Raw genomic sequence first — 26,790 nt, 5'->3', positions numbered from 1 at the left:
GACAGGTGCCGCAGCGTGCGGCTCAGTTCCAGGTGATCAGCGCGTCCAGTGCTTCGACCCGGCTCCCTTGTACGAGGAGCGGGTTGATCTCCAGCGATTCGAGCCCGGGCCCCAGACCACGCGCGAGTTCGGCGATCCGCGTGATGACCTCCGCCACCTTGTCGAGGTCCGCGGGCTCCGTCCCGCGTGCGCCGTCCAGCAGCCGGGCGCCGCGAAGTTCACCCAGCGCCCGACGGACGTCGTCGGCACCGGCCGGCAGCAGCCGCAGCGCCGAGTCGCGCAGCACCTCGACCCACACCCCGCCGAGGCCGACGGCCAGGGTCAGCCCCCACGCAGGATCGCGGACGACGCCGACGAGCAGCTCCACGCCGCCGCTGCGCTGTGGCTGCACAAGCGTGCCGATGCCCGTGAGTCCGCGTTCGCGCATCGCGGCGCACACCTCGTGGTGGGCCTGCCGCACCTCGTCGGCTCCCCCCAGTCCCAGCCGGACCCCGCCGATGTCGCTCTTGTGCCCGAGACCGTCGGCGACTGCCTTGAGCACCACGGGGTAACCGAACCGGCCGGCTGCCGCCACCGCCTCGTCCTCGGTGGCGGCCAGGACGGAGGGAACGACCGGGATGCCGTTGTCGCCGAGCAGCTGCGAAGCCCGGTACTCGGTCCATACCCCGGAGGCCGGGCCGTGCACCGCCGGTCGGGTGACCGGCGCCGGCGGCGCCGGTCGCGCAGCCTCCGGCAGATCCCGGGACCAGCGCACGGCCGCGCCGATCGCCGTCATCGCGTGCTCGATCCCGCCGGCCACGTACGGGAAGCCGGTCTCCTCCTGCACCCGGCGGCCGAATTCGGTGATGTCGGTGAGGATGTTGCCGGCCACCATCACCGGCCGGTTCGCGTCCCGGATGCGCTGCGCAGTCGCTCCGAAGTGCGCCAGCGTCAGAGCCGGATCGGCCGGCCGCACCCGGGGCAGGTCGGACAGCAGCATGACCGCGTCGATGCCCGGGTCGTCGGCGACGACCTCCAGCGCGCGGCCGAGCAGCGTCCGGTCCACCACGACGTACCCGGTGACGTCCAGGGGGTTCTGCACGGTCGCGAACCCCGGCACGATCTCCTTCAGCCGTGCCACCGTCTCCGGCGCGAACGGCGGCAGCTCCAGGCCCTCCTGCTCGGCCCGGTCGGCGATGATTTCGCACGCCCCGCCCGAGGGCGTCACCACTCCGATCCGCCGCCCGTCGATCCTGCCGACCTGGGCGAGCAGCCCGGACGTGATGATCAGGTCCTCGAGCGAACGGACGCGCACCACGCCCAACTGCCTGAACGCGGCGTCGATCACCCTGTCGTCCCCCACCAGGGCCCCGGTGTGGGCCTGCGCGGTGTGCGAGGCGATGCTGCTGGACCCGATCTTGAGCGCGACGATCGGTTTGCCTGCCCGGGCGGCGCGGCGAGCGGCGCGGGCGAATCGTTCCGGCTGCCGCACCGACTCCAGGAACAGCGCGATCACCTTGGTGGCCGGGTCGTCCACGAGGTAGTCGATGACGTCGGTGACCGACACCATCGTCTCGTTGCCCATGGACGTGAGCAGGCTCAGGCCCACGTTCCTGGCCTGGGCGAAGGCCAGGATGGAGCTGGCCAGCGCGCCGCTCTGCAGCACCACGCCCACCGGGCCGGCGACCAGCGGCGCCGGGACGGGCAGACCGTAGGGGGTCGTCCCCGCCGTGGCGTTGATGTACCCGTTGCCGTTGGGGCCCAGTACGGTCAACCCGTTCTCGCGGGCGAAGTCGAGGATCTCCTCCTCCCTGCGCCTGCCCTCGGGGCCCGTCTCGCCGAAGCCCGCGGTGAGCACCACATAGCTACGGATGCCGAGACCGGCGCCCTCCCGCAGCACGGGAAGCACCGCCGGCGTCGGCACCATGACGTACGCCATGTCGACCGGCTCGCCGATCTCCGAGAGGCTGCGGTGGGCGCGCTGCCCGTGCACCACCTCCGTGCGGGGATTGACCAGATGGACCGGTCCGGAGAAGCCGTGGTTGCGCAGGTTGTCGAAAGTGGACAGCGACCAGCCCGACTTGTCCGTGGCACCGACCAGGGCGATGGACTTCGGGGCGAACAGCGCGCGCATGGCCTCGGCGCCCGCCTGCGTGGGCGCGCTCATGCCGCCTCCACCACCCGGAAACACGGCAGAGCCGGGGAATCCTCGCCGCCGAGGCGGGTGATTTCCAGCTCGACGCGGTCGCCGATGCGTACCCGGTCGCCGCCGACGATCCTGGACATCATCCGTACCCCCTCGTCGAGGTCGATCAGCGCGACGGTGTACGGAGGCTGCCCGGCTGACGGGCTGAACGCCCGGTGTGCGACGGTGTACGAGTAGACGGTGCCGGTTCCCGGTGAGGCGAACCACTCCAACCGGTCACCGAAGCAGTGCGGGCAGAGCGCCCGCGGGTAGAACACCGCACGGCTGCAGGCGACGCAGCGCTGCAGACGCAGCTCCCCTGCGGCTATGCCGTCCCAGAACGGCCTCGTCTCGACATCCGGAGCAAGGTCCGCCACAGTGATCAACTCCTTCCGAGTACGACGGTCGAGGTGGACGACAGCACGCCTCCGGTGCCGTGCACCAGGGCCAGTTGAGCGCCGTCGACCTGACGGCGCGGGTCACCGGTGAAGTCGTGCCGCAGCTGCCGGGTCGCCTCGATGAGCAGGAAGATCCCGTACATTCCGGGGTGTGTGTAGGACAGCCCCCCGCCGTTGGTGTTCATCGGCACCGGGCCGCCGGGGGCGGTACGGCCGCGAGCGACGAAGTCCCCGGCCTCGCCCGGCTTGCAGAAACCCAGTGACTCCAGGGTCAGCAGTACGGTGATGGTGAAGGAGTCGTAGATCTCCAGCAGGTCGAGATCGTCGTGGGTCACCTCGGCCATCTTCATCGCCGTCGGACCTGAACGGGCCGCGCCGGTGACGGTCAGGTCCGGCATCTGGGCGATGCTGCTGTGCGTGGTGGTCTCACCGTGGCCGAGCACCACGATCGGACGGGTGTCCACGTCGGGCCACCGGTCCTCGGCCGCCACGACCACCGCGCCGCCGCCATCGGTGACCAGGCAGCAGTCCAGCAGGTGCAGCGGATCGCTGATCATCGGCGAGTCGAGCACGTCGTCGACGGTGATCGGGTCACGGTAGTACGCGTCCGGATTGAGTGCCGCCCACTGTCGTGCGCTCACCGCCACTTCGGCCAGCTGCTCGCCGGTCGCACCGTACTGGTGGAGATAGCGGTTGGCCGCCAGCGCATAGGCACCGACCGGCTGCGGCAGCCCGAAGGGCCGGTCGAACTGCTCGGTCAGCGACGCGGGCGGCCGCGGGGCGCTGCGTGAGCGGCTGCTTCGCTGGGTGCTGCCGTACGTGATCAGCGCGACGTCGATCACCCCGGCCTCGATCGCGGCCGCCGCATGGCCGAGGTGGGCCTCGAAGGACGAACCCCCGATGTTGGTGCCGTCCAGATAGTCCGGCTGCAGCCCGAGATACTCGGCAAGCGTCAGCGCAGGTGCCCAGGACCAGTTGCCTGCCACGAACAGGGCGTCCACGTCCTGGGGGCCCAGCCCGGCCTCGGCCAGCGCCGCACGGCTCGCCCCGGCCTGCTGGGACAGCACCGTCAGGTGCGGGGTCCTGCCCACCTCCGACTCGGCCACCCCCACGATGGCCGCGCGCCTGCGGGGGCTCATTCGCCGATCCCGCCCAGCCGCACATGGCCCTTGAGCAGGTTGCGGGCTATGGTCCGGCGCTGGATCTCGTCGGTGCCCTCGAAGATCCGCAGCAGTCGCAACTCCCGGTACCAGCGTTCGATCGGCAGTTCCTTGGTGTAGCCCATGCCGCCGTGGATCTGCAGCACGCGGTCCACGACCTGGTTGGCCATGAGCGCGCCGTCGAGTTTGGCGATGGAGGAGGCATGGCGCGCATCCATGCCCTGCTGGACCCGCCAGGCCGCGTACAGGGTGAGCCACTTCGTGGACTCGATCTCCACCTGCGAGTCCGCGATCTGCCATTGGATCGCCTGGTAGTCGCCGATCGGGCGTCCCATCGAGTGCCGGATCCCGGCGTAGTCGATCGCCATCTGCAGCATCCGCTCGGCGGCGCCGATCGCACGGGCCGGGATCATGTAGCGGCCCTGGCCGATCCACCGCAGTGCCAGCGCGAAACCGTGGCCCACTTCGCCGAGTACGTTCCGCTCGGGAACACGCACGTCGTCGAAGACCAGCGCCGCGGGGCCCCACTGGCCCATCGTCTGGATCGGTTCGGACTTCCAGCCCATGTCCCGGTCGACGAGGAAACAGGTCACTCCGCCGTCGGCGCCCTTGTCCGGGTCGGTGACGGCGAACACCATGACGAAGTCGGCCTCGTTGCCGCCGGTGATGAAGGTCTTCTCTCCGTTGATCACCCAGTCGCCGCCGTCGCGCACCGCGCGGGTGCGGATGTTGCGTGCGTCCGATCCGGCTCCCGGCTCGGTGATCGCGAAGCAGGACCGCCGCTCGCCCTCGATCGTCGGGATGAGGTACTGCTGCTTCTGCTCGTCGTTGCCACTGTAGAGAATGTTGTCCGCCGAGCCGCCGAAGCTGAACGGGACGTACGTCCTGCCGGTCTCCATCACCAGGATCGCGGACATCACGGCGCCCAGGTTCATCCCGCCGTACTCCTCGGGTGTGTTCATTCCCCAGAAGCCCGCCCGGCGCGCCTTGTTCCGCAGCTCGGCAAGCACGTCCGGGGCGATCGCGGGAAGCCCCGCCCGTTCGTTGCGCAGGACCTCCTGCTCCAGCGGCATCACCTCCTTGGAGATGAACGCCCGGACGGTGTCCCGGATCTGACGTTCCTCGACACTGAGGGAGAAATCGACCATCGAGCGGTGTCCTTTCCTTCTCAGGAGGCACGGGCGATCGCCCGGATCCTTTTCTAGAACGGAACTCTAGGAATTGCCTCAGCCTGCGCCCGGCCGGACGAGCGTGTCAAGACACGTGTCACAAGCCGGGTTTCACGCAGCGGCCGTCCATCACGGCGGCCTCCGCGTCACCGTCGACGCGGGAAGGGCGGGTCGGGCACATCGCGGGACAGCGATGGAACTCAGAGATGAAATTCTAAGATTGGATTCGGTACGGTGGACGGTGTCGGTGCCGACAACGGAGCAAGGAGGGGATCCCATGGCCCGAAGCGCGAGCAGCGCCGCAGCCGGCGGGAACGCCTGGCAGTGGAGCCGCACCGCGGAGACCCGCCGCGTGCTGCTGAACGCAGCGCGTGAGGTGTTCTGCGAACAGGGTTTCGCCGAGGCGAGCATCGCAGCGGTGGTGGAACGCGCCGGGTCCAGCGTGGGCAGCCTCTATCACCACTTCGGTGGCAAGACCGAGCTCTTCCTCGCGCTGTGGGAGGAGCACCAGGCCGCCCACGAGCAGAACGCGGTGGCCGCGGTCGCAGCGGCGCGGGCCGCGGGCGAGGGCGAGGACCCGCTCGACCTGTTCATCGTGGGCGCCCGCGCCTTTCTCGAGGGCTCCTGGCAGCGCCGCGACCTGGCCAGGCTGTTCATGGACGGCGACGGACCGCCGGGCTTCGAACTGGTCCGGCGCACACGGAGCCGGGAGTGGGTCCGGCAGAACGGAGTGCTGCTCGGCGCCGGTCTCGACTCGATCGACCGGCTCACGGTCGCGGTGCTGACCACGATCATCGGCGAGGCGGGACGCGAGATCGCGACGTGCCCGAACAAGCGCCAGGCCAACAAGATCACCGAAGCGGCGATCGTGCTGATCCGCAGGCTCGGCTCACCCGGACAGGACACCTGACCGCCGGACGGAGCATCGGGACGACAGGAGACGGGTCCGTCGGTACACCGGCGATCCCGCGTCCCGGTGTGCCGGTACGTCGGCACGCAGGTACATCGGCTCTTCAGGAAGGACATGCCCGTGGCCCAGGCCGAACACCAGGAGGCCTTCTTCACCCGTGCCGGGGACGCATTCGTCCCTGCCGCGCACGCGCGCAGCTGGTGGGCCCCTGGCATGATGCACGGCAGGCTGCTCGGCGCGCTGGCGGCCCGGGCCCTGGAGCGTGAACACGCCGCCGAGGGACTGCACTTCACCCGGCTGACCGTCGACCTGTTCCGCAACGCGCCGATGGCTCCGGTGCGGGTGGAGACGCTCCGGGTGCGCGACGGGCGTCGCATCCGGGTCGTCGACGCCACCGTCCACGGCCCGAACGGCGTCGTCGCGCGGGCCGGCGCCGTCCTGCTGCGCCGCAGCGAACAGCCGTCCGGCCATGTCCCTGCAACGCCCCCCTGGGACGCGCCCTCACCTGAAGAACTGCCCGCGCCGCGTGAAGGGGCCTGGACGGTGTGGAAGTTCGACGAGCACAACGTCCCGGTGAACGGTGAACGGCACGGCCGCGGCAGACGCCGTGCCTGGCTGCGGGAGTCCTGCGAACTGGTGGCCGGCGAAGCACTGTCGCCGTTCGTGCGGGCAGCGCTGGCGGCCGACACGGCCAGTCCACTGGCTCATGCCGGCGACGCCGGGCTGCAGTTCATCAACGCCGACTACACCCTGTGCCTGAGCAGGCTTCCGCTCAGCGACGCCATCGGGCTGGAGTCCACTGCTCACACCAGCGAGGACGGGGTAGCCGTCGGGCACTGCACACTGCACGACACCGCCGGCCCAATCGGCTACTGCATGACCACGGCGGTGGCCAACCCCAGGGCAGGCACCTGAGAGTGCCCCCGTCGGGCCGCACGCCCGGTGACACCGCAGCCGCGTCGTCCTGCAGACGTCGTCCACGGTGTCACCCCGGCGCGACGGCCGTCAGGCGATCGCGCCGCCGCCCCCGCGGACGGCGGCGCGCCCACGATCGATCACAACTGTTCCGTCGGCCTTGGTGGTACGGAACCGGGCGGTGTCGCCGTCCCTCCAGATGGACACGGTCAGTGACTCGCCCGGATACACCGGACTGCTGAACCGGCCCGACATCGAGGCGAACCGGGACGGGTCCGATTCCGCCAGCGTGTGCAGCAGGGCGCGCCCGGTCACCCCGTAGGTGCACAGGCCGTGCAGGATCGGACGCTCGAACCCCGCCTTCGCGGCGAAGGCGGGATCGGAGTGCAGCGGATTGCGGTCACCGGACAGCCGGTACAGCAGCGCCTGTTCGGGCCGGGTCGGGCAGGTGATCCGGTGGTCCGGCGCGCGACCGGGTTCCGGCCAGCTGTCACGCGGTCCCCGGTCACCGCCGAAGCCGCCCTCCCCCCGGATGAACACGGCGCTGCGCGAGGTGATCACCGGATCGCCCGTGTCGGGATCCACGGCCACCGCCTCACTGGTGACCAGCGCGCCGGTGCCCTTGTCGTACATCCCGGTGACCTTCGAGGTGACGCGCACGGTTCCGGCCGTCGACAGCGGCCGGTGCAGGTCGAAGGACTGCTCTGCGTGCACGAGCATCGCCGGGTCGAAGGCGCCGATGCTGCGGCCCCGGGCCCCCTGCGCGGCCAGCACCGCGAACGTGGGCAGCACCTGTTGACCGATACCGTGCGAATTCTCCGTGGTGAAGGCCAGTTCCCGCAGCGGGTCGTCCATTCCGGCGCCGACCCCGATCGCATAGAGCAGGGCGTCCTTGGAGGTCCAGGACCGTACGACCGCTGGGGACTCGATCCCGATCACACCGTGGTCGAGGGGCATGTCAGAAGTCCTCCCCCGGCGCGCGTCCGTTCTGCAGCGCGTTCGGGCGGGCCTTGTCGACCAATGCCGGTATGACATGGTCGAGTTGTGAAAGTTCCCAGCGTGACTCGTTGTCGGCGGACGGTCCCGCGTGCCAGCCCTCGGCGACACTGATCATGCCGCCGCGCACGTTGAACACCCGGCCGGTGACTCCCCGCGCCGCGGGACCGGCCAGCCAGACGACCAGCGGGGCGATGTTCTCCGGCGCCGACGCGTCGAATGTGCCCGGCTCCGCCGCCGTGCGGCCGGGCCGCAGCCCTTCTGTCATCCGGGTGAGCGCCGCGGGCGCCACCGCGTTGACCGCGACGCCGTAGCGCTCCAGCTCCCGCGAGGCGATCACGGTCAGCCCTGCGATGCCCGCCTTGGCCGCGCCGTAGTTGGCCTGCCCCGGATTTCCGTAGATCCCCGACGAGGACGTGGTGTTGATCACCCGTGCGTCGACCTGCACGCCCGCCTTCGCCTGCTTGCGCCAGTACGCTGCGGCATGCCGCAGCGGGGCGAACGTACCCCGCAGATGCACTCTGATCACCGCGTCCCATTCCTCGGCGCTCATGTTCACCAGCATCCGGTCGCGCAGGATGCCGGCGTTGTTGACCAGTACGTGCAGGTCGCCGAAGTGCGTGAGCGCCGACTCCACAAGCCTGCGAGCGCCCTCGAAGTCGGACACGTCGTCGCCGTTGGCCACGGCCTCGCCGCCGGCCTCGCGGATCTGCGTCACGACCTCGCCCGCGGGCCCGGACGAGGAACCCGTTCCATCGACCTCCGCACCCAGGTCATTGACCACCACCTTCGCACCCTGGCGCGCGAACTCCAGCGCGTGCCCGCGTCCGATCCCACGGGCCGCCCCCGTGACGATCACGACCCGTCCTTCCACGACGCCACCCATACGCCTCTCCCGTCCGCAACTCCGTTCCGGCTCGGTGCCTGCGCGAGCCGGCCAATGATAGAATCACTTTCTAAAAAGCGTCTCGGTACGGCAGAGCGATGTCAACCCTCCTGCAGGCGTGGCGACTTCGGTCGTACGGCCTGTGGCGATGTTGCACACGACCAGGACCGATGATCCGGCGCAGGCGTACCGCCGGGCCGTCGCCACCCGAGGGGACACAGGTGGCGGACCGGCCGCGCCCTGCCGTCAGGCGTGTGTCACCGGGCCGGTGGAATCCCGTACGACCAACTCCGTGGCGAGTTCGACGTGCAGGGCCTCCACGGCATGACCGGCCATCAGCCGCGTCAGCAGACTCACCGCCATCCGGCCGAGTTCTTCCAGTGGCTGCCGGACGGTCGTCAGCGACGGCACGACACTGCTGCTGAAGTAGTCGTCGTCGAAGCCCGCGATCGAGAGGTCCTCGGGAACACGCAAGCCATGCTCATGGGCTGCGCGCAGGGCGCCCACGGCCGCCTTGTCGTTGAAGGCGACCAGGGCCGTCGGCCGCTGCGGCAGTGCCAGCAGTCGGCACGCCGCGCCGTGCCCCGCGTCGGCGGTGGGCTCAACGCTGCTGATCAGCTCCGGGGACGGCAGCACACCGGCATCGGCGAGCGCCGAGGCGTGGCCGGCGCGCCTGGACCGGCTCGCCATCCATTCGTCCGGGCCGCCGATCACACCGATGCGGCGGTGACCGAGTCCCACGAGGTGGGCCGTCACACTTCGCGCTCCGGCGAAGTGGGCGGCTGACACCCCGGCGATGTCACGCGGCAGAGGTGTGCGCGGATCCACCACCACGAACGGGAAGTCGCGGGCGCGCAGGGCGACGAGTTCGCCGCTCGGCTCGGGCGGCAGGATCAGGATCGCGCCGTCGGCCCCCGACCGGTCGGCGAGACCGGCGAGCGCACTCGAATCCCGGCTTCCTTCACCGGCATTGAGGATGACCTGCCTGCCGTGCAGGTCGAGGGTCTCCGTGATCGACGAGACGATGATGCCGAAGTAGTCCGTGAGCACGTACGGGCAGCGGACGAGCACGGCGCCGGCCGGCCGGCCGGCCGCGCTCGGGAACGTCGCGTCGGCACCGAGCCGTTCGGCCGCCCCCCGTACGGCGTCACGGGTCTGCGGCGTCACGTGGGCGTGACCGTTCAGCACGCGGGAGACCGTGGCGATGGAGACGCCCGCTTCGGCGGCGATGGCCCGGACCGTCACCCCGGTCGACCTCGGCCTAGCCATTTGTTTCAGAATTTCGTTTCATTGCGACACTCCCTGTCCCCTGCCCTTGTGTGGCCGTGAGCTGCCAATTGATTGTCCAGCATCTTGACTTGCGGCAGACGGTTCCGTTTATTTGTAGCGCACACCAGTCACGTTGCACCGTTTCCGCGAGATGCGTTTCATTTTGTTACAAAGGACCCCCTGCCTTCGAGGAGAACAATGAGACCTGTCCGCAGCGCTGCCATGGCCACTGCTCTCGCCCTCTGCCTGGCCGGCGCAACCGTCCTCCAGGCGTCCGCCCAGGCGCCCGCAGAACAGCCGGCCCACGCCACTGCCCCGCAGGCCGCGGTCTGGGTCACCACCACGGACCGCTCGGAGCTGCTCCACCGGCGGGCACCGGTCACCTTCCAGCCGGGCGCATCGGCTCGGACCACCATCACCGTCGACCCCACCCACACGTACCAGCGCATGGACGGCTTCGGCGCGGCGCTCACGGACTCGTCGGCGAGCGTGCTCAGCGCATTGGCCCCCGCTGCCCGGAACGACGCCATGCAGCAGCTCTTCGACCCCGAACGGGGAATCGGTGTGAGCTTCCTGCGTCAGCCCGTCGGATCTTCGGACTTCACGGCGACACCGGAGCACTACACGTACGACGACGTTCCGGCGGGGCAGACCGACTACGAACTGAAGCACTTCAGCATCGCGCACGACGAGAAGCAGATCCTGCCTCTGCTGCGCCAGGCGAAGCACCTCAACCCGTCCCTCACCGTCATGGCGACACCGTGGAGCCCCCCGGCCTGGATGAAGACCGGCGGTTCCCTGGTCGGCGGTCGGCTCAAGGACGACCCCGCCGTCTACCGGGCCTATGCCCGCTACTTGGTGAAGTTCGTGCAGGCGTACGCGGCCGCCGGCGTTCCGGTGGACTACCTCACGGTGCAGAACGAGCCGCAGAACCGTAAGCCCAGCGCCTACCCCGGCACCGATCTGCCCGTCCGCCAGGAGGCCGCGGTCATCGAGGCACTCGGGCCGCTGCTGCACAGATCCAGCCCTCGTACCAAGATCCTCGCCTACGACCACAACTGGAGCACCCACCCCGGCGACGCCGCCTCCACCCCGCCGGGCGAGAGCCCCGAGACCGACTACCCCTACGAGATCCTGGACAGCAAGGCGGCACGGTGGGTCGCCGGTACGGCCTATCACTGCTACTCGGGCGACCCGAGCGCACAGAGCGCCCTGCATGACGCACACCCCGACAAGGGCGTCTGGTTCACCGAGTGTTCGGGCTCCCACGGGGAGGCCGACACACCGGAGCAGTTCTTCCGGTCCACTCTCACCTGGCACGCGCGGACGATCACGGTGGGCACCACCCGCAACTGGGCCAAGTCCGTCGCGGACTGGAACATAGCCCTCGACGCCACCGGCGGACCGCACAACGGCGGCTGCGACACCTGCACCGGCCTGCTCACCACGCAGACGGACGGCACGGTGACGACCAATGCCGAGTACTACACCATCGGCCATCTCTCGAAGTTCGTGAAGCCGGGTGCGGTCCGGGTCGCCAGCACGAATTTCGGCACGACCGGCTGGAACGGCCAGATCACCGATGTCGCCTTCCGCAACCCCGACGGGTCGACCGCGCTGATCGTCCACAACGAGAACGACGATCCCCGCACGTTCGCCGTCGCGGTGGGCGACCGGTCCTTCAAGTACACGCTCCCGGGCGGCGCACTGGCTACCTTCACCTGGCCGGGGTCCCATGCCCTGAGCCCGCGGCTGCATGAGCTCTCCCTCGACGGCGCGACGGCGAACTCCCAGCCCGTCGGGCAGGGTTCTGCCGGCCTGGCGATCGATGCCGACGCCTCGACGCGCTGGACCAGCGGAGAGTCGCAGGAGCCGGGGCAGTACCTGCAGATCGATCTGGGCCGGCGTACCGCCTTCAGCCGGGTCGCCCTCGACAGCGGGGACAACCTGGGCGACTACGCCAGGGCCTGGCGGCTCTCCGTCAGCGACGACGGCACCCACTGGCGTGATGTCGGCGCCGGTACTGCGGCCGGGCAGAACACCGATGTCGACATCCCGGCCACCCGCGCCCGCCATCTGCGGGTGACGTCCACGGGGACGGCCGGCAGCTGGTGGAGCCTCGCCGACATCCGGCTCTACAACTGACGTCTGCCCCCAGCTCCGCGCCAGGGTCCCGAACCGCCTGCCGGTCCACCACCGGCAGGCGGTTCGCGCGGTCCCTCTGGTTCCAGCGAGAGCCGGGGCGCGCCCGGTCTCACCCGCCGGCACCCTCCGGCCGCCCGCGTCAGCCCCGGTGACGCTCCTGAGCCCGCACCCGCTCCTGACCGGGGTCCAGCCGGAAGCGGAGCCGGCAGATCACCGCGCGGGTGTCGCGGCGTACGGCATGCGCCACCACCGCGCCCCGCTGGTTCTGGAGTACGCGCTGCCACAGATGGGCGGGCTCGACCTCGGGGATCAGTACCGTGATCCGGGTGCCGGGCTCGGCCGCGGCCAGCTCGCGTACGTACGCGGCGATCGGGCGGCCCAGCGAGCGGCGGTCGGAGGCGAGCCGTACGAGTGACACGCCCGGGTCCCAGAGTGCCCAGTCCCGTACCAGCGCCTCGCTCAGGGCATGGTCCTCCGGGTCGGGGTGGCAGACCGTGACCGCCCTGACCTCGTCCCCCAGAGACACCGCCGCGGTCAGCGCCTCGCTGGTGAGACGGGTCAGCGAGGAGACCGGTACGACGACCAACGAACGGTCCCGGTGCGGGGGTTCGGGGATGCGTCCGACGCCGAGGCGCTCGCCGATCCTTCCGTAGGCGCGGTGGACGAACTCGAACGCGGCGACCAGCACCGGCAGCGCGACCACGATCAGCCACGCACCGTCGTGGAACTTGGTCGCGGTCACGACGACGGCGGAGACACCTGCGAGCAGGGCGCCGAAACCGTTGAGGAGCGCCTTGCCCACCCGGCGCGGTCCACGTGACCGCCGCCAGTGCAGGACCATGCCCGTCTGCGCGATGGTGAAGCCGACGAAGACGCCGATCGCGAACAGCGGGACCAGGGTGTTGGTGTCGCCGCCGGAGAAGACGAGGAGCGCCGCGGAGACAGCAGCAAGGGTCAGTACGCCGTGCCGGTGGACCTGGCGGTCGGCCTTCAGCCCGAAGACATGCGGGAGGTAGTTGTCACGGGCCAGCAGCTTCAGCAGCACCGGAAGGCCACCGAACGAGGTGTTGGCCGAGAGCGCCAGGAGGGTCATCGTCGCGAACTGGATGACGTAGAAGGCCCAGTTGTGGCCGACCGACGCGTCGGCGAGCTGCGCGAGGACGGTGACGCCCTCGACCGGCTGCAGTCCGAAGCGGGAGATCAGGACGGACAGCCCGATCAGCATCACGCCGAGCAGCGCGCCGAGGGCGATCTCCGCATGCTGCGCGCGGCGGGCGGCCGGGGCCCGGAAGGACGGGACGGCGTTCGCGATGGCTTCGACGCCGGTCAGCGCCGAGCAGCCGGAGGCGAATGCCTTCAGCAGGAGCAGTGCGCCGACGGTGGTGGCGTTGTCGGCAAGCACGGAAGCGTGCCCGGCGGCGGCCTCCGTGGAGACCGGGGCGTCCCGGAACAGCCCGACGGCGATCAGCACCAGGATCGAGCCGACGAAGACGACGGTCGGCACGACGAATGCGCGCGCCGAGTCGACGATCCCGCGCAGGTTCACCCCGGTGATCAGCACGAGGACCACGAGGCACAGCCAGACCCGGTCGCCGTACAGCGCGGGAAAGGCCGAGGTGAGCGCGGCGACGCCGGCGGTCACCGCGACGGCGACGTTGAGTACGTAGTCCAGGACCAGGGAGGCGGCCGCGACCAGGCTCGTGCGCGGGCCCAGGTATGCCTTGGCGACGGCATAGCTGCCACCGCCGTCCGGGAACGCGGCGATCACCTGGCGGTACGAGGCCACCAGCACCGCCAGCAGAACGGCGATCGCGACGGTGACCGGCAGGGTGAAGCCGAGCCCGTGCGCCCCGGCGGCGGCAAGGACCAGCACGATGGCCTCGGGGCCGTATGCCACCGAGGCCATCGCGTCGAGCGAGAGCGCCGCCAGTCCGGTGACGGCGGTGAGCTTGTGCTGAGCGCCGGTATCGGGGGGGTCCTCGGCGCCGGGCTGTGCACCACTGGGTGCGGGCTCGGTGGTCAGGGCGGACATGGAGCGAACTCCTTCGGTTCAGGTCCGATCAGACTGCGCCTGCCCCTGGTCGTAAGCGCCCCGTCCTGGCGAGATCTTGGCGCCGGCCCTCCCCGTCTTCACGCGTTCTTTACACGGGTCTCCAGCCGGCCGCCGGTGGGCCGTCAGGTATCCGTCAGGAGATGCCGCCGTGGCGTCAGCGGTTCGTCAAAAGGCGCTGACCGGCCGGGGCGCCCTCCCTAGCCTCGACGCCATGCAACGACGGATCGCCCGCACAGTGCCCGGCCCGCACCCCGACCGCCGCGGCCGCGCCCTGCGCCCCGCGGGTATGACGGCGTACGACGAGACCTGGGCCGGCAAGGTGCGATTCGCGATCGGCTGCGCCGCCGCCCTCCTGGGGTTGCTGCTCGCGGTCGACGCGGTCGCCGGCCGTCTCACCTGGCTGCGCGCGCCGCTGTGGACGGCCATCGCGCTGACGCTGTGCCTGGTCCTCGTGGAACCGCGGGTCTGCGCGGGCGCCGGCTGGCTCTCCTCCCGCGGGCTGTTGCGGGCCCGTGCCGTCCGTACCGACCGGCTCGTGACCGTGCGCTGGTCCGACGGTGTCGCGCAACGCCTGGTGCTCCGCGACACCGAGGGCCGCCGGGTCGAGGTCGATCCCCAGGTGTTCGTCGACAACCCGGCGCTGTGGCACCGGCTGGGGGAGGATGCCCGCGCGTGCGTCGAGCGCGGAACGCTGCTCAGCGGGGCAACCGCGCTGCGGCAGCTCGGAGACCGTATCGACCTCAGGACGGCCCGAACGGTGTTCCAGGTCTCCGGCTTGGAGTAGTACCTCCCGCCTTCCCCCTGCCCTTGGGAGCCATCTCAATAGGTCGGCATGTTGCCGCAGATGATGAGGGGCAGGCGACGGTGGCGATGGCCACGAAACCGTCTCGGCGTGCGGCAAGATCAGATAGCGTGCGCGGCTATGGGTGAGCTGATAGTGATCAGGCACGGCCAGACCGAGTGGAGCCTGTCGGGCCGGCACGCCGGCCGGACCGACGTTCCGCTGACCGACACGGGCGAGGCTGCGGCCAGGGCTCTTGCTCCGAGGCTGGCCCACCGCCGTCCGGTCGCCGTGTTCAGCAGCCCGCTGAGCCGCGCAATGCGGACGGCCGAGCTGGCCGGCCTGACCGGTGCCGAGCCCGATGCCGACCTGCTGGAGTGGGACTACGGCGGCTACGAAGGCCTGACCGCCGAGCAGATCCGCGAGTCGAGGCCGGACTGGGACCTCTGGCGGGACGGCGTCATTCCCGGCGACGCCGACCACCCCGGCGAGCAGCTCGCGCAGGTGGCCGCGCGCACGGACGCGGTGTTGGACCGCATCCGTCCGCTGCTGAGCGACGGCAACGTCGCGGTCGTCGCGCACGGCCATCTGGCGCGCGTGCTCACCGTGCGCTGGCTCGGCCTCGACGCGTCCGCGAGCCGCCTGCTCGGCCACCCGCACCCAGGCACTCTCAGCCTTCTGGCCACCGAGGAAGGGCAGCCCTTCATCTCCGCCTGGAACGTCCCGTAGGGGAAGCCCGCTGCGTCACCTCTGGCGCGAGAGGCGCCGGAAGCAGACGAGTGTCGCGGCGATGCCGGCGAAGGCAAGGAAGTGCTCGGCCTTGCGTTCGATGGTCCAGCGGTAGCGGCCCAGTCGGTGGGAGGATTCGACGCCCTTGCGGACGATGCCCGGCGTGATGCGGCGGGCGCGGAGCCATCGTCGCAGGTGGTCGTGTCGGCAGGGAGGGCGGGACGGCGTCGCCTCGGCCCACGACGGGAGCGGATCGGCGGAATCCCGCACACGAGCGGCTCCAGCGCCTGGCTGTCGTGGGTGTGAGCGCCGGAGACGCCGACCAAGATGGGCAGACCGGTGCACTCCGTGATCCAGTGGAACTTTGAGCCCGTCTTACCCCGATCCTCAGGATTCGGCCCGTCAGCTCCCCCCTTTCAGGGCCCGGCGTGGTCCGTGAGGGCTGCCAGCAGTTCGCGTGCCCGGTCCTGGAAGGCCTCGTCCTGCCGGATGATCCGGTTCTCCACGCCCGAGCGGATCACCCGTGGGTCGCCCTCGGCCAGAGCGCTCAGCCGGCGCAGGTGGTCGGGCGTCAGGGCTCCGGCGCCCAGGGCCGCCAACGCGTCGCACGCTCCCATCGGATCCGCCTCCCGCTCGGCGGAGTCCAGTACGACTGTGGCGAGTGCGGTGCGGTCGAGCGAGCCGGGGTCCGCCACTGCGGCGAGGGCGAGTGCCGCCGCCGGCGCCTGCACCGGGTCACCGAGGAGGGACTTCAGACGAGGCGTCAGCGGTCGGCCGGAAGGGCCCAGGAGCGCCGCCACCCGGGCCGCCCGTACTGCGGACCACTGGGACCAGGGGCTCTGTGCTGCCCGGGTGAAGACGGAGTCCAGGGTCGTGACCACCACGGTGGCGTCCTCCGTGATGCGCCACAGCGCCTCGGCAACTGCCGTGTCCGCGTCCAGGACGGGGATGACGGCGCTGCCGTTCACCTCGCTGAGGGCCGCGCGCAGCGCCGGAGCCAGCGACGCAGCCCGGGGGCCGAGTGCGCCTGCCGTCCCGGCCGCCTCCCTGAGTTCGCGGGAGCCGTCCGCAAGCCGGCGGGTGAGACAGTTCAGCAACAGGCGGTCCTCCCCGGTCAGGTCGTACAGGGCCTTCGCCGCCGGGAGTGAGCCGTTCGTGGCGGCGGCCCGCAACTCCCGGGCCGCCCGTGCGCGCTCGCCGGATACCGACGCGGCCGCGATCGACGTGATGGCTCGGGCTGCCTGGCCCGGAAAGTGCGCAAGCGCCGCGTACAGCTCCGGCAGTGCCTCAGCCGCCCGGGCACCCCACCCGGCGAGCAGGCTCGTCAGGTGCCGTGGCTCGTTGCCGCACAGGTCACCCGGCCGGGACAGGCGGCTACGGGCGGCGTCGAGGAGTTCGCCGTCGTAGGGGAAAGCGGAGTCGCCCGGCACCCGGAATCCGGCAGCGGCGTCGAGCGTACGAGGTCGTCGTCCGAGCCCGCGGGCCAGGAGCGGCGCGGCCTGTACCGGGGCCACCGGCACGAGCGCGGCCAGAGCGCGGTCCGCAAGGTCGTCGTCCTGGTCCGGGTTGCGGCCGGCGAGTGGTGCAAGCACCGGCGCGGCCTGCGCGGCGGCGCTCCCCAGACGGCCCAGGAGGGACGCCACGGCGACCACCGCCCGGTCGTCGACGGCCGTCGAGACGAGCCCTGGCAGCAGCAGCTTCGGGGCGCTCCGGGAGAGCATGCAGGCCCGGTCAGCCGCCCACACGGCCTCGGCGCGGACCTCTGCCCGCTCATCGCGGAGCCCGGCGTCCAACAGCACACACGCTGCCTCCCGGCCCGCATCACCGTTCCGGCTCAGCAGCATCTCCACGACCGCGGCCAGGGGTTCGTTGCGTTCGAGGTCGAGGTGGTCCGCCATCAGCGGATCGGCGGGCAGAAGGGACAGCATCGTGGTGTGGTGTGCGTCGGTCCAGGGCGAGTCCGCGTCCAGGGCGGTGAAGACGGCGGCCATGCGCAGCTCGGCCGGGTGGGACATGTCCAGAACGGTGGCGGCCAGGGCGGCGCCGAGCGCCGGATCGAGACGGGAGATCCCGGTCAGGAGCTCCGCGCGCACCGGAGCGGCGGACTCCCGGTCCCAGCATGCTCGGAGTGGGGGAAGGACGGAATCGACGGCGCGGGTGTGGGCCACGGCCCAGGCGGCCCGCCGGCGGACGCCCGGTTCCACAGCGTCGAGCATGGGCAGCAGCAGGGGGAGCTGCTCGGCCACGGCCGCCCGCACCGTTCCCGGCGTCACGCCGTGCTCGTCCTCGCTCTGGGCCATGCCGCCCAGCAACTCCAGTACGTCGGCCGTCCGATGGCCGGAAGCCGCGATGCGGGCCAGGAACGGCACGACCTCCGCGCTGGCGGCGTAGACGGTCCCCTGGTGCAACACGCTCCCGTAGAGCTCGGTCACGGCCTCATCCGCCGCGCTCGGGTCGGTCCCGGCCAGAGCGCGCAACACGTCGGGCAGATCCTCCGCGCTGCCGTAGGCGTGGGAGATGACGGACCAGGGGCGGGCATCCAGGTCGTCGAGCGCGCGTGCGAGTTCCATGCAGGCGATCGTGCCAGGCAGCTCTGACATCAGAACGTCCAGCCACAGCCGGGGCTGCCCGCAACCGGCGGACGGGCCGTCAACCGCCCACGCGGGTCAGCTGAGACGCTCATGGGCCCCCGCGGCTGCTGTCCGACGACGATTCTTCCTGGGCGGCCGCTTCGGCAGGCGTACCTGGGTCGCGCCCCTAGGATCGCGGCATGGCGAATCGCAAGGTGCACCGGAGAGCCACGAAGGTGCTGGGCACGGAACCCTCGGCCCTGGTGTGGTGCAGCGTCCCCCGGTCCATACCGAAGCCGCCCGGAGATGTGCACCGGGCGGCGGGCAAGGGGCGGTTGAAGGGACGCCACCACTTGCTGGTTTACGTGGGCGCGGTGGTGTTCTGTGCCGTCATCATCCCGATCTGTCTGATCGACATGCTCGGGCAGCAGATCGACCGGCTGATCGAGGGCCGGTCGCGGCGCAGTGACCCCAACCGGCGGCAAGGGACGCCGGCCAGGGACCGGGGGCCCGGGAACGGCATCTTCGACGGGGACTGGAATCTGACGGCAGGTCAGCTGATGCTGCGCTGGTTCTCGCAGTCGCCCAGTCCACGACGGCTCGTCCTGCTGGACCGGGACCGTATCTGTGTCGCGGCCTCGCCGCGCCGCCGTCTCGCGGCCACCAAGGCCGACGACTTCGAGATCGTGGCGGAATTCAGGGCCGGCGAGGCGCGCATCGAGGCGGAGGCGGGGCAGCCGCGAGGCTTCGCCGCGTTCCGCATCCGCTTCGCGGACGGCTCCTGGCTGGAACTCGGTCGTCTGGCCGGGCCCAAGGGCGCCGACCGCTTCCTTCGCACGACGGCGACCGGAGCCTGACCCCGGCCAGGGATGCTCCGCGAGCCCGACGAGCCGCAACCCCTGTGCCCACAACGGCACCCCAGGAGGGCCCGCCTTCGACGGCACCGGCGGACCCGCGGCGCATTCGGCCCACCCGGTCGACGGCACCGACTCGACCGGACGCGAGGGCGCTCCGTGCGGCGGCCTCCCACTACCGTGGCCTCCGGAGAGGTCACCGGCGCCGACGGAGAGAGTCACGCATGTCGCGGTATCACGAGATGAAGTTCCGGGCTGTCACGTCGTTCCAGCGGCGGATCGGCAATCCGCTGCTCCGCCGGCTGCCGCATCAGACACTTCTGGAGACCACCGGACGCTCGTCCGGGCTGCCGCGCCGGACGCCGGTCGGCGGACGCCGCGTCGGCAACGAGTTCTGGCTGGTCTCGGAGTACGGCGAGAAGTCGCAGTACGTACGCAACATCCAGGCCGACCCGCAGGTCAGGGTCCGGATCAGGGGACGCTGGCACGCCGGGACCGCGCACCTCGTCCCGCAGGACGACCCCCGTGCGCGGCTCAGGACGTTGCCGCGCCTGAACAGCGCCGCCGTCCGGGCGGTCGGCACGAATCTGCTGACCGTACGGGTCGATCTCACCGGCTGACCGGGCCGGCCCCCGAGGCAGCCGGCCCGATCCCCTTACCAGCGGTGGTGGATCTCTGCACGGATCCGGCGGTCGTAGAGGTCCCGGACCGCGTCCAGGGTGCTCTCCGGGAGCGGCGGAAGCGACGCGGCCGCCGCATTGGCGCGGGCCTGGTCCACGGAGCGCGCACCGGGGATGACGCTGGTGACGCCGGGCTGCTGGATGATCCAGCGCAGTGCGGTCCCGGCCGGTGTCGCCCCTTCGGGAGCGACACCGGCGAACTCCGCGGCCGCGGTCACCCCGGTCTCGTAATCGATGCCGGAGAAGGTCTCGCCCTGGTCGAACGCCTCGCCGTGGCGGTTGTACGTGCGGTGGTCCTCGGGCGCGAAGACGGTGTCCTTGGTGTACTTCCCGGACAGCAGCCCGGAGGCGAGCGGGACCCGCGCGATGATGCCCACACCGGCCGCCCGGGCAGCCGGGAGGACGTCGTCGAGGGGCTTGAGACGGAACGGGTTGAGGATGATCTGGACGCTCGCGACGCCGGGGCGGGCGATGGCGGTGAGCGCCTCGGCGCACGTCTCGACGCTGACCGCGTAGGCGGCGATCCGCTGTTCGGCCACGAGGGTGTCGAGCGCGTCGTAGACCTCGTCCGAGGAGTAGACGGCGGTGGGCGGGCAGTGCAGCTGCACGAGGTCGAGCGTGTCGACGCCGAGATTGGCCCGCGAGCGGTCGTTCCAGGCACGGAAGTTGTCGAGGACGTAGTTCTCCGGAACCTGGTCGGCGCGCCGGCCCATCTTGGTCGCGACGAACACGCCGGCGTCCGGGCGGCCCTTCAGATAGCGGCCGATGAGCTGTTCGCTGCGGCCGTCCCCGTACACGTCCGCCGTGTCGAAGAAGGTGACGCCCGACTCGACGGCCGCGTCCAGGACGCCGAAGGCGTCCGCCTCCTGGACGTCGCCCCAGTCACCACCGAGCTGCCAGGTGCCCTGTCCGACGACGGATACGTTCCGACCGGTCCTGCCGAGTGTGCGCTGTTCCATGGGGATCATGCTACGCCGGTGCGGTGGGGCGGCCGGGGAGGGCACGGCATATGCCCGTCCGCCCTTTGGCCGTCCGTCGAACTCCATTCCGCCGAAAGGAGCTTGGCCGCGCCGGAAGGGATGCCGTTACAGTGGCTGTCGGCTGCGACCGGCGAACGAGGAGTTCCTGCCCTGAACGGACACACGGACGGACAGCTGCTGGCAGTCAGCGACCTGCACGTCGCCTACGCCGACAACCGTGACATCGTGTCGTCCCTGCGCCCCGGCACCGACGCCGACTGGCTCATCGTCGCGGGCGACGTGGCCGAGAAGGCCGCCGACGTCGAGCAGGTACTGAAGCTGCTCAGCGGACGTTTCGCCAAGGTTGTCTGGGTCCCGGGGAACCACGAGCTGTGGACCCACCCGAGCGACCCCGTGCAACTGCGCGGCGAGGCACGCTACCTCCATCTGGTCGAACTCTGCCGCGGTCTGGGCGTCGTCACCCCCGAGGACCCTTATCCGGTGTGGGAGGACGCGAACGGGCCGGTGACCGTCGCGCCGCTCTTCCTGCTGTACGACTACACGTTCCGCGCCCCTGGTGCGACCACCAAGGACGAGTCCCTGGAGATCGCCCACCGGGCCGGGATCGTCTGCACCGACGAGTACGTCCTCCACCCCGACCCGTACCCGACGCGCGACGACTGGTGCCGTGCGCGGGTACGGGAGACCGAGCTCCGGCTGGCCGGCATCCCCGACAACCACCGCACGGTCCTGGTGAACCACTATCCGCTGGTGCGCGAACCGACCGATGTGCTGCGGCACCCGGAGTTCGCACAGTGGTGCGGTACGGAACTCACCCGCGACTGGCATCTCCGCTTCCGTGCCGCTGCCGTGGTCTACGGGCATCTGCACATCCCCCGGGTGACCCACTACGACGGGGTGCGGTTCGAAGAGGTGTCGATCGGCTACCCGCGCGAGTGGCGGGCCCGCCCGCCGCGCGAGCCACTGCGCAGGGTCCGGCTGTCACCGCCGCCGCCCGGCGACATCCCCTGAAGCCAACGGCCCGCCGGCAGTCCTGCGCTCGCCGACAGGCGCGGACCCGGGGTCATCGGTAGCGCCCTTCGTTCAACTCTTGTTCTCAACAGGCCCTGACACAACGACTATTGTCTCATCTATTGACGTGTCCCAATCAAGAGAGAAGTATCTCCCGCAGCCTGAGAGCGCTCTCATGCTGCGCGTCGTGCACCCGCATCACGACCCAGGAGACATACCCCCATGTATGCACCCCCCGTACTCCGCAGACCTGTACGTTCGGCGGACCGACGACGTACCGGCGTGCTGGCCGTCGTCGCCGGTCTCGTCATCTCACTGCTGGCGTTCGTCCCGGCCGCCCCTGCCGGTGCGGCACCCGCGCTGCTGTCGCAGGGCAGAACGGTGACCGTCTCCAGCGAGGAGAACGCCGGCACCCCCGCAGCCTCCGCCGTCGACGGCAACGACAGCACCCGGTGGTCGAGCGCCTTCTCCGACCCGCAGTGGATCAAGGTCGATCTGGGCGCCTCCGCCTCGGTCTCCCGGATCGTGCTGACGTGGGAGGCGGCCTACGCCAGCGGCTACCGGATCGAGTTCTCCACCGACGACACCACGTGGACCACCGCCTACTCCACCACCACCGGCCCCGGCGGCACGGAGACCCTGAACGTCTCCGGCACCGCCCGCTACGTCCGGCTGACCGGCACCACCCGGGCCACCCCGTACGGCTACTCGCTCTGGGAGTTCCAGGTGTTCGGCACCACCGGCGACACCGGCGGCCCGCAGATCCCCGGCGGCGGCGACCTCGGACCCAATGTGCTGGTCTTCGACCCGTCGACGCCCGGCATCCAGGCCAAGGTCGACGAGATCTTCAAGCAGCAGGAGTCCGCGCAGTTCGGGAACGGGCGCTATGCGCTGCTGTTCAAGCCGGGCACGTACGACAACATCAATGCGCAGCTCGGCTTCTACACCTCCATCGCGGGGCTCGGTCTCAAGCCGGACGACACGACCTTCAACGGGGACGTGACCGTCGACGCCGGCTGGTTCAACGGGAACGCCACGCAGAACTTCTGGCGCTCAGCGGAGAATCTGGCGCTCAACCCGGTGAACGGCACGGACCGTTGGGCCGTGTCGCAGGCGGCACCGTTCCGACGGATGCACGTCAAGGGCGGGCTCAACCTTGCGCCCGACGGCTACGGCTGGGCCAGCGGCGGCTACATCGCCGACAGCAGGATCGACGGCCAGGTGGGACCGTACTCCCAGCAGCAGTGGTACACCCGCGACAGCTCGGTCGGCGGCTGGACCAACGGCGTCTGGAACATGACGTTCTCCGGAGTCGAGGGCGCACCCGCGCAGAGCTTCCCCGACCCTCCGTACACCACGCTCGACACCACCCCGGTCTCCCGTGAGAAGCCGTTCCTCTACCTGGACGGCGCCGAGTACAAGGTCTTCGTCCCGGCCAAGCGAACCAATGCGCGCGGTGTCTCGTGGAGCGGTACGCCACAGGGCCAGTCCATCCCGCTCAGCCAGTTCTACGTGGTCAAGCCCGGCGCCACCGCGCAGACCATCAACGCGGCGGTGCAGCAGGGCCTGCACCTGCTGTTCACGCCCGGCGTCTATCACGTGGACCAGACCATAGACATCGACCGGGCGAACACGGTCGTCCTCGGACTGGGACTCGCGACGATCATCCCGGACAACGGCGTGACCGCGATCAGGGTCGGCGACGTGGACGGCGTGAGACTCGCCGGTCTTCTGATCGACGCCGGACCGCAGAACTCCTCGGTGCTGCTCCAGGTGGGCCCCGACGGCGCCTCGGCCGACCACTCCGCCAATCCGACCACCGTCCAGGACGTGTTCGTCCGGATCGGCGGCGCGGGCGCCGGCAAGGCCACCACCAGCATGGTCATCAACAGTGACGACACGATCGTCGACCACACCTGGATCTGGCGCGCGGACCACGGCGAGGGGGTCGGCTGGGAGACCAACCGGGCCGACTACGGGCTGCGGGTCAACGGCGACGACGTCCTCGTCACCGGCCTGTTCGTCGAGCACTTCAACAAGTACGACGTGCAGTGGTACGGCGAGAACGGCAGAACGATCTTCTTCCAGAACGAGAAGGCGTACGACGCACCGAACCAGGCCGCCGTGCAGAACGGCACCATCAAGGGCTATGCCGCCTACAAGGTCGCGGACTCGGTCGCCAACCACGAGGGCTGGGGCCTGGGCAGCTACTGCTACTTCAACGTGGACCCGACGATCCGTCAGGACCACGGCTTCGAGGCCCCGGTGAAGTCCGGGGTGAGGTTCCACGATCTGCTGGTGGTGTCCCTGGGCGGCCAGGGACAGTACGAACACGTGATCAACAGCACGGGTTCGCCCACGTCCGGCACCTCGACCGTTCCCTCGACGGTGGTGTCCTTCCCCTGAGGAGGGTCCGGCCAGGACCTGGTGAGGTGAACGGATGACGTGGGGCCCGGCAGCGACTGCCGGGCCCCACAACCGTGAGCGGACCGCGGGCGACGGACTGGAGCGCATTCTGCGCAGCACCGCCGGCTGCGGGGGCGGGACGCGGCGGGGCGGCGGGTGGACACCGCGCCTACGAGGTCGCGGTGGCCGGAAGTTCCGGCCGCTGCCCCGCCCGGTCCGATTCCGTGCGCAGTGTCAGGACCATGGTGAGACCGCCCCCGGGCGTGTCCTCGGCGGTCAGCGTGCCGCCCATCGCCTCGGTGAAGCCCCGGGCCACCGCGAGGCCCAGGCCCACGCCCGCGCCGCGCGGAGCGTCACCGTAACGCTGGAAGGGTTCGAAGACACGGTCCTTCGCCTCGTCCGGTATGCCGGGGCCGAGGTCCACGACCCGCAGTTCCACGCGGTCGGCGATGGCGCTGGCCGACACCAGCACCGGCCTGCCCTCCGGGCTGTACTTGACGGCGTTCTCCACGACGTTGGCGACCGCCCGTTCCAGGAGCCCCTTGTCGACGGCGACCATCGGCAGATCCTCCGGGATGTCCAGCGCCGCGCTGCCCTCCGGTACGCCGACCAGTGCCATCGGCACCACCTCGTCGAGGTCGATCTCACGGATCAGCGGAGTGACGGTGCCGGTCTGCAGGCGTGACATGTCGAGGAGGTTGCCGACGAGATGGTCCAGCCGGTCGGCGCCCGCCTCGATGCCTTCGAGGAATTCGGCCCGGTCCTGCTCCGACCATTCGATGTCGTCGGAACGCAGCGAGGTGACGGACGCCTTGATGCCCGCCAGCGGGGTACGCAGATCGTGGCTGACGGCGGCGAGCAGGGCGGTACGGATGCGGTTGCCCTCGGCCAGTCCGCGTGCCTGTTGGGCCTCGCTCTGGAGGCGCTGACGGTCCAGGACGACGGCCGCCTGCGCGGCGAACGCGGCCAGCACCCTCCGGTCCTCCGCGGGCAGCACCCGGCCGTAGAGCGCGAGCGCCATGTCGTCGCCCACGGGCATGTCCACATGTGCCTGTTCGGGACGGCCGACCGGCCTCGGACCGACACTGCCCGCGCAGGTCCACGGCGCGACCTCGTTCTCCCGCTCCAGCAGGGCCACGGACTCCATCGAGAACGTCTCCCGGACCCGCTCCAGCAGCGCGTCCAGCGTCGTTTCGCCGCGCAGGATGCTGCCGGCGAGGAAGGAGAGGATCTCGGACTCGGCGCGCAGCCGGGCCGCCTGCTGGGTGCGGCGGGCCGCGAGGTCCACGACGGAGGCGACGGAGACGGCCACGCCCACGAAGATCGCGATGGCCACGATGTTCTGCGGATCGGCAACGGTCAGTGTGTGGATGGGCGGGGTGAAGTACCAGTTCAGCAGGAAGGAGCCGAAGACCGCGGAGGAGAGCGCCGGCCGGAGCCCGCCGAGCAGTGCGGCGCTGACCGTCAGCGACAGGTACAGCAGCATGTCGTTGGCCAGCCCCACTTCGGGAGCGAAGCTGCTGAGGAGGACGGTGAGCAGGGCGGGTCCGGCCACCCCGGTCAGCCAGCCCCAGATGATCCGGGAGCGGCCGAGCCGGCTCCTCCGGGTCATCGGCAGTCCGCGGCCCTTGCCCATCGCATCGTGGGTGACGAGGTGTACGTCGAGGTCGGGGCCCGAGGCGCGCGCGACCGTACCGCTGACACCGGGTCCGAACACGTACTGCCAGGACTTGCGGCGGGACACCCCCAGGACGATCTGTGTGGCGTTGACGCCACGGGCGAACTCCAGCAGCGCCGACGGGACGTTCTCCCCTATGACGTGGTGGAAGGTACCGCCCAGGTCCTCGACGAGGGTGCGCTGGACGGCGAGTTCCTTCGGGGACGCGGAGTTGAGACCGTCGCTGCGGGCGATGTACACGGCCATCAGTTCGCCGCCCGCGCCCTTCTCCGCGAGCCGGGCGGCGCGGCGGATCAGCGTGCGGCCTTCGGGTCCGCCGGTGAGGCCGACGACGATGCGTTCACGCGAGCCCCAGATCTTGGAGACCCGGTGTTCGGACCGGTACTCCTGGAGGTACTCGTCGACCCGGTCGGCGGTCCACAGCAGCGCCAGCTCGCGCAGGGCGGTGAGGTTTCCGGGGCGGAAGTAGTTGGAGAGTGCCGCGTCGACCTTGTCGGCCTTGTAGATGTTGCCGTGGGCCATCCGGCGCCGCAGCGCCTGGGGCGACATGTCCACCAGCTCGATCTGGTCGGCGTGCCGGACGAATTCGTCCGGCACCGTCTCGCGCTGGCGCACACCCGTTATCGACTCGACGACGTCGCCCAGCGACTCCAGATGCTGGATGTTGACGTTGGAGACGACATCGATACCGGCCTGGAGGAGCTCCTCGATGTCCTGCCAGCGCTTGGCGTTGCGCGACCCCGGGATGTTGGTGTGGGCCAGCTCGTCGACGAGGGCCACGGCGGGCCGGCGCGCGATCAGCGCGTCGACGTCCATCTCGGTGAAGACGGCGCCGCGGTACTCCACCTCCTTGCGCGGCATCTGCTCCAGGCCGTGCAGCATCACTTCGGTACGCGGCCGGCTGTGGTGCTCGACGAACGCGACGACGCAGTCCGTACCGCGCTCGACCCGTCGATGGCCCTCCGAGAGCATCGCGTAGGTCTTGCCCACGCCCGGAGCGGAGCCGAGGTAGATCCGGAGCTTCCCGCGTCCCATG

20 protein-coding genes and 1 pseudogene are annotated in these 26,790 nt (G+C 70.6%); 9 read left to right on the top strand and 12 right to left on the bottom strand.

Annotated elements, in window-relative coordinates:
* Positions 1 to 22: 22 nt before the first annotated feature.
* The 4 genes from OG878_RS34415 to OG878_RS34400 are packed head-to-tail and all read right to left on the bottom strand — an operon-like array spanning position 23 to position 4,870.
* A complete protein-coding gene (locus tag OG878_RS34415; protein ID WP_328890387.1) occupies positions 23 to 2,146 on the bottom strand; it encodes an acetate--CoA ligase family protein in 2,124 nt (707 codons plus the stop codon).
* Positions 2,143 to 2,541 carry a Zn-ribbon domain-containing OB-fold protein gene (locus tag OG878_RS34410; RefSeq protein WP_328890386.1) on the bottom strand — a complete coding sequence of 133 codons (399 nt, stop codon included), beginning with the start codon at positions 2,539 to 2,541 and terminating at the stop codon, positions 2,143 to 2,145. Before OG878_RS34410 ends, OG878_RS34415 begins: the two co-directional genes overlap by 4 nt.
* A gap of 5 nt (positions 2,542 to 2,546) precedes the next feature.
* Entirely contained in the window at positions 2,547 to 3,701 is a 1,155-nt protein-coding gene (locus tag OG878_RS34405) for an acetyl-CoA acetyltransferase (RefSeq protein ID WP_328890385.1), read from the bottom strand.
* Positions 3,698 to 4,870: an acyl-CoA dehydrogenase family protein gene (locus OG878_RS34400; protein WP_328890384.1), complete on the bottom strand. Its 1,173-nt coding sequence runs from the start codon at positions 4,868 to 4,870 to the stop codon at positions 3,698 to 3,700. The genes OG878_RS34405 and OG878_RS34400 overlap by 4 nt, the downstream gene beginning before the upstream one ends.
* 298 nt (positions 4,871 to 5,168) lie before the next feature.
* Here OG878_RS34400 and OG878_RS34395 point away from each other — a divergent pair, with 298 nt between their 5' ends.
* Entirely contained in the window at positions 5,169 to 5,801 is a 633-nt protein-coding gene (locus OG878_RS34395; protein ID WP_328890383.1) for a TetR/AcrR family transcriptional regulator, read from the top strand.
* Positions 5,802 to 5,921: 120 nt separating this feature from the next.
* Positions 5,922 to 6,716, top strand: coding sequence for an acyl-CoA thioesterase domain-containing protein (locus OG878_RS34390; RefSeq protein ID WP_328890382.1), 795 nt, complete (start codon positions 5,922 to 5,924; stop codon positions 6,714 to 6,716).
* Between the two features lie 90 nt (positions 6,717 to 6,806).
* Here the strand turns inward: OG878_RS34390 and OG878_RS34385 are convergent, their stop codons facing one another.
* From OG878_RS34385 to OG878_RS34375, 3 genes are all read right to left on the bottom strand, one after another.
* Positions 6,807 to 7,673, bottom strand: a complete 867-nt coding sequence (locus OG878_RS34385) for a MaoC/PaaZ C-terminal domain-containing protein (RefSeq protein ID WP_328890381.1) — start codon at positions 7,671 to 7,673, stop codon at positions 6,807 to 6,809.
* A 1-nt stretch (position 7,674) separates the two neighbouring features.
* A complete protein-coding gene (locus OG878_RS34380) occupies positions 7,675 to 8,598 on the bottom strand; it encodes an SDR family oxidoreductase (protein ID WP_328890380.1) in 924 nt (307 codons plus the stop codon).
* 246 nt (positions 8,599 to 8,844) lie between these two features.
* Positions 8,845 to 9,867 carry a LacI family DNA-binding transcriptional regulator gene (locus tag OG878_RS34375; protein ID WP_328890379.1) on the bottom strand — a complete coding sequence of 341 codons (1,023 nt, stop codon included), beginning with the start codon at positions 9,865 to 9,867 and terminating at the stop codon, positions 8,845 to 8,847.
* 198 nt (positions 9,868 to 10,065) lie between these two features.
* Between OG878_RS34375 and OG878_RS34370 the strand changes: the two genes are divergently transcribed.
* Entirely contained in the window at positions 10,066 to 12,012 is a 1,947-nt protein-coding gene (locus tag OG878_RS34370; protein ID WP_328890378.1) for a discoidin domain-containing protein, read from the top strand.
* A gap of 139 nt (positions 12,013 to 12,151) precedes the next feature.
* On the opposite strand, the gene OG878_RS34365 is transcribed toward OG878_RS34370, so the two are convergent.
* Positions 12,152 to 14,044 (bottom strand): APC family permease, encoded by a 1,893-nt coding sequence (locus OG878_RS34365; protein WP_328890377.1) that lies wholly within the window; start codon positions 14,042 to 14,044, stop codon positions 12,152 to 12,154.
* Between the two features lie 232 nt (positions 14,045 to 14,276).
* Here OG878_RS34365 and OG878_RS34360 point away from each other — a divergent pair, with 232 nt between their 5' ends.
* Together OG878_RS34360 and OG878_RS34355 are read left to right on the top strand one after the other, a co-directional pair.
* Complete coding sequence (locus OG878_RS34360; protein WP_328890376.1) at positions 14,277 to 14,849, top strand: hypothetical protein; 573 nt, start codon at positions 14,277 to 14,279, stop codon at positions 14,847 to 14,849.
* A 138-nt stretch (positions 14,850 to 14,987) separates the two neighbouring features.
* Positions 14,988 to 15,575: a histidine phosphatase family protein gene (locus tag OG878_RS34355; RefSeq protein WP_328890375.1), complete on the top strand. Its 588-nt coding sequence runs from the start codon at positions 14,988 to 14,990 to the stop codon at positions 15,573 to 15,575.
* Between the two features lie 15 nt (positions 15,576 to 15,590).
* Here OG878_RS34355 and OG878_RS34350 read toward each other — a convergent pair.
* Both OG878_RS34350 and OG878_RS34345 read right to left on the bottom strand, forming a co-directional pair.
* Positions 15,591 to 15,991, bottom strand: a pseudogene (locus OG878_RS34350) (IS5/IS1182 family transposase); the annotation flags it as partial.
* Entirely contained in the window at positions 15,992 to 18,145 is a 2,154-nt protein-coding gene (locus OG878_RS34345; protein ID WP_328890374.1) for a hypothetical protein, read from the bottom strand.
* A gap of 200 nt (positions 18,146 to 18,345) precedes the next feature.
* On the opposite strand from OG878_RS34345, the gene OG878_RS34340 reads away from it, so the two are divergent.
* Both OG878_RS34340 and OG878_RS34335 read left to right on the top strand, forming a co-directional pair.
* Positions 18,346 to 19,002: a hypothetical protein gene (locus OG878_RS34340; RefSeq protein WP_328890373.1), complete on the top strand. Its 657-nt coding sequence runs from the start codon at positions 18,346 to 18,348 to the stop codon at positions 19,000 to 19,002.
* Between the two features lie 221 nt (positions 19,003 to 19,223).
* On the top strand, positions 19,224 to 19,619 hold the full coding sequence (locus tag OG878_RS34335; RefSeq protein WP_328890372.1) for a nitroreductase family deazaflavin-dependent oxidoreductase: 396 nt from the start codon (positions 19,224 to 19,226) through the stop codon (positions 19,617 to 19,619).
* Positions 19,620 to 19,654: 35 nt separating this feature from the next.
* Here OG878_RS34335 and OG878_RS34330 read toward each other — a convergent pair whose 3' ends face one another.
* A complete protein-coding gene (locus OG878_RS34330) occupies positions 19,655 to 20,647 on the bottom strand; it encodes an aldo/keto reductase (protein ID WP_328890371.1) in 993 nt (330 codons plus the stop codon).
* A gap of 111 nt (positions 20,648 to 20,758) precedes the next feature.
* Here OG878_RS34330 and OG878_RS34325 point away from each other — a divergent pair, with 111 nt between their 5' ends.
* Together OG878_RS34325 and OG878_RS34320 are read left to right on the top strand one after the other, a co-directional pair.
* Positions 20,759 to 21,670 carry a metallophosphoesterase family protein gene (locus tag OG878_RS34325; RefSeq protein ID WP_328890370.1) on the top strand — a complete coding sequence of 304 codons (912 nt, stop codon included), beginning with the start codon at positions 20,759 to 20,761 and terminating at the stop codon, positions 21,668 to 21,670.
* 222 nt (positions 21,671 to 21,892) lie between these two features.
* Positions 21,893 to 24,076: a discoidin domain-containing protein gene (locus OG878_RS34320; RefSeq protein ID WP_328890369.1), complete on the top strand. Its 2,184-nt coding sequence runs from the start codon at positions 21,893 to 21,895 to the stop codon at positions 24,074 to 24,076.
* A 169-nt stretch (positions 24,077 to 24,245) separates the two neighbouring features.
* Here the strand turns inward: OG878_RS34320 and OG878_RS34315 are convergent, their stop codons facing one another.
* A complete protein-coding gene (locus OG878_RS34315) occupies positions 24,246 to 26,789 on the bottom strand; it encodes a sensor histidine kinase KdpD (protein ID WP_328890368.1) in 2,544 nt (847 codons plus the stop codon).
* Between the last annotated feature and the right edge of the window lies 1 nt (position 26,790).

Source organism: Streptomyces sp. NBC_00316, assembly GCF_036158715.1.
In the GTDB taxonomy this organism is placed as follows: Bacteria; Actinomycetota; Actinomycetes; order Streptomycetales; family Streptomycetaceae; genus Streptomyces.
Note: the sequence above shows the minus strand (reverse complement) of the source record. Positions and strands in the feature narration are given on the sequence as shown.

What these genes read in the sequence shown, in the direction of transcription:
- OG878_RS34415 (WP_328890387.1), bottom strand. Translation starts at nt 2,146, where the DNA reads ATGAGCGCGCCCACGCAGGCGGGCGCCGAGGCCATGCGCGCGCTGTTC.
- OG878_RS34405 (WP_328890385.1), bottom strand. Translation starts at nt 3,701, where the DNA reads ATGAGCCCCCGCAGGCGCGCGGCCATCGTGGGGGTGGCCGAGTCGGAG.
- OG878_RS34400 (WP_328890384.1), bottom strand. Translation starts at nt 4,870, where the DNA reads ATGGTCGATTTCTCCCTCAGTGTCGAGGAACGTCAGATCCGGGACACC.
- OG878_RS34395 (WP_328890383.1), top strand. Translation starts at nt 5,169, where the DNA reads ATGGCCCGAAGCGCGAGCAGCGCCGCAGCCGGCGGGAACGCCTGGCAG.
- OG878_RS34385 (WP_328890381.1), bottom strand. Translation starts at nt 7,673, where the DNA reads ATGCCCCTCGACCACGGTGTGATCGGGATCGAGTCCCCAGCGGTCGTA.
- OG878_RS34380 (WP_328890380.1), bottom strand. Translation starts at nt 8,598, where the DNA reads ATGGGTGGCGTCGTGGAAGGACGGGTCGTGATCGTCACGGGGGCGGCC.
- OG878_RS34375 (WP_328890379.1), bottom strand. Translation starts at nt 9,867, where the DNA reads ATGGCTAGGCCGAGGTCGACCGGGGTGACGGTCCGGGCCATCGCCGCC.
- OG878_RS34370 (WP_328890378.1), top strand. Translation starts at nt 10,066, where the DNA reads ATGAGACCTGTCCGCAGCGCTGCCATGGCCACTGCTCTCGCCCTCTGC.
- OG878_RS34365 (WP_328890377.1), bottom strand. Translation starts at nt 14,044, where the DNA reads ATGTCCGCCCTGACCACCGAGCCCGCACCCAGTGGTGCACAGCCCGGC.
- OG878_RS34360 (WP_328890376.1), top strand. Translation starts at nt 14,277, where the DNA reads ATGCAACGACGGATCGCCCGCACAGTGCCCGGCCCGCACCCCGACCGC.
- OG878_RS34355 (WP_328890375.1), top strand. Translation starts at nt 14,988, where the DNA reads ATGGGTGAGCTGATAGTGATCAGGCACGGCCAGACCGAGTGGAGCCTG.
- OG878_RS34345 (WP_328890374.1), bottom strand. Translation starts at nt 18,145, where the DNA reads ATGGAACTCGCACGCGCGCTCGACGACCTGGATGCCCGCCCCTGGTCC.
- OG878_RS34340 (WP_328890373.1), top strand. Translation starts at nt 18,346, where the DNA reads ATGGCGAATCGCAAGGTGCACCGGAGAGCCACGAAGGTGCTGGGCACG.
- OG878_RS34335 (WP_328890372.1), top strand. Translation starts at nt 19,224, where the DNA reads ATGTCGCGGTATCACGAGATGAAGTTCCGGGCTGTCACGTCGTTCCAG.
- OG878_RS34330 (WP_328890371.1), bottom strand. Translation starts at nt 20,647, where the DNA reads ATGATCCCCATGGAACAGCGCACACTCGGCAGGACCGGTCGGAACGTA.
- OG878_RS34325 (WP_328890370.1), top strand. Translation starts at nt 20,759, where the DNA reads ATGCCGTTACAGTGGCTGTCGGCTGCGACCGGCGAACGAGGAGTTCCT.
- OG878_RS34320 (WP_328890369.1), top strand. Translation starts at nt 21,893, where the DNA reads ATGTATGCACCCCCCGTACTCCGCAGACCTGTACGTTCGGCGGACCGA.
- OG878_RS34315 (WP_328890368.1), bottom strand. Translation starts at nt 26,789, where the DNA reads ATGGGACGCGGGAAGCTCCGGATCTACCTCGGCTCCGCTCCGGGCGTG.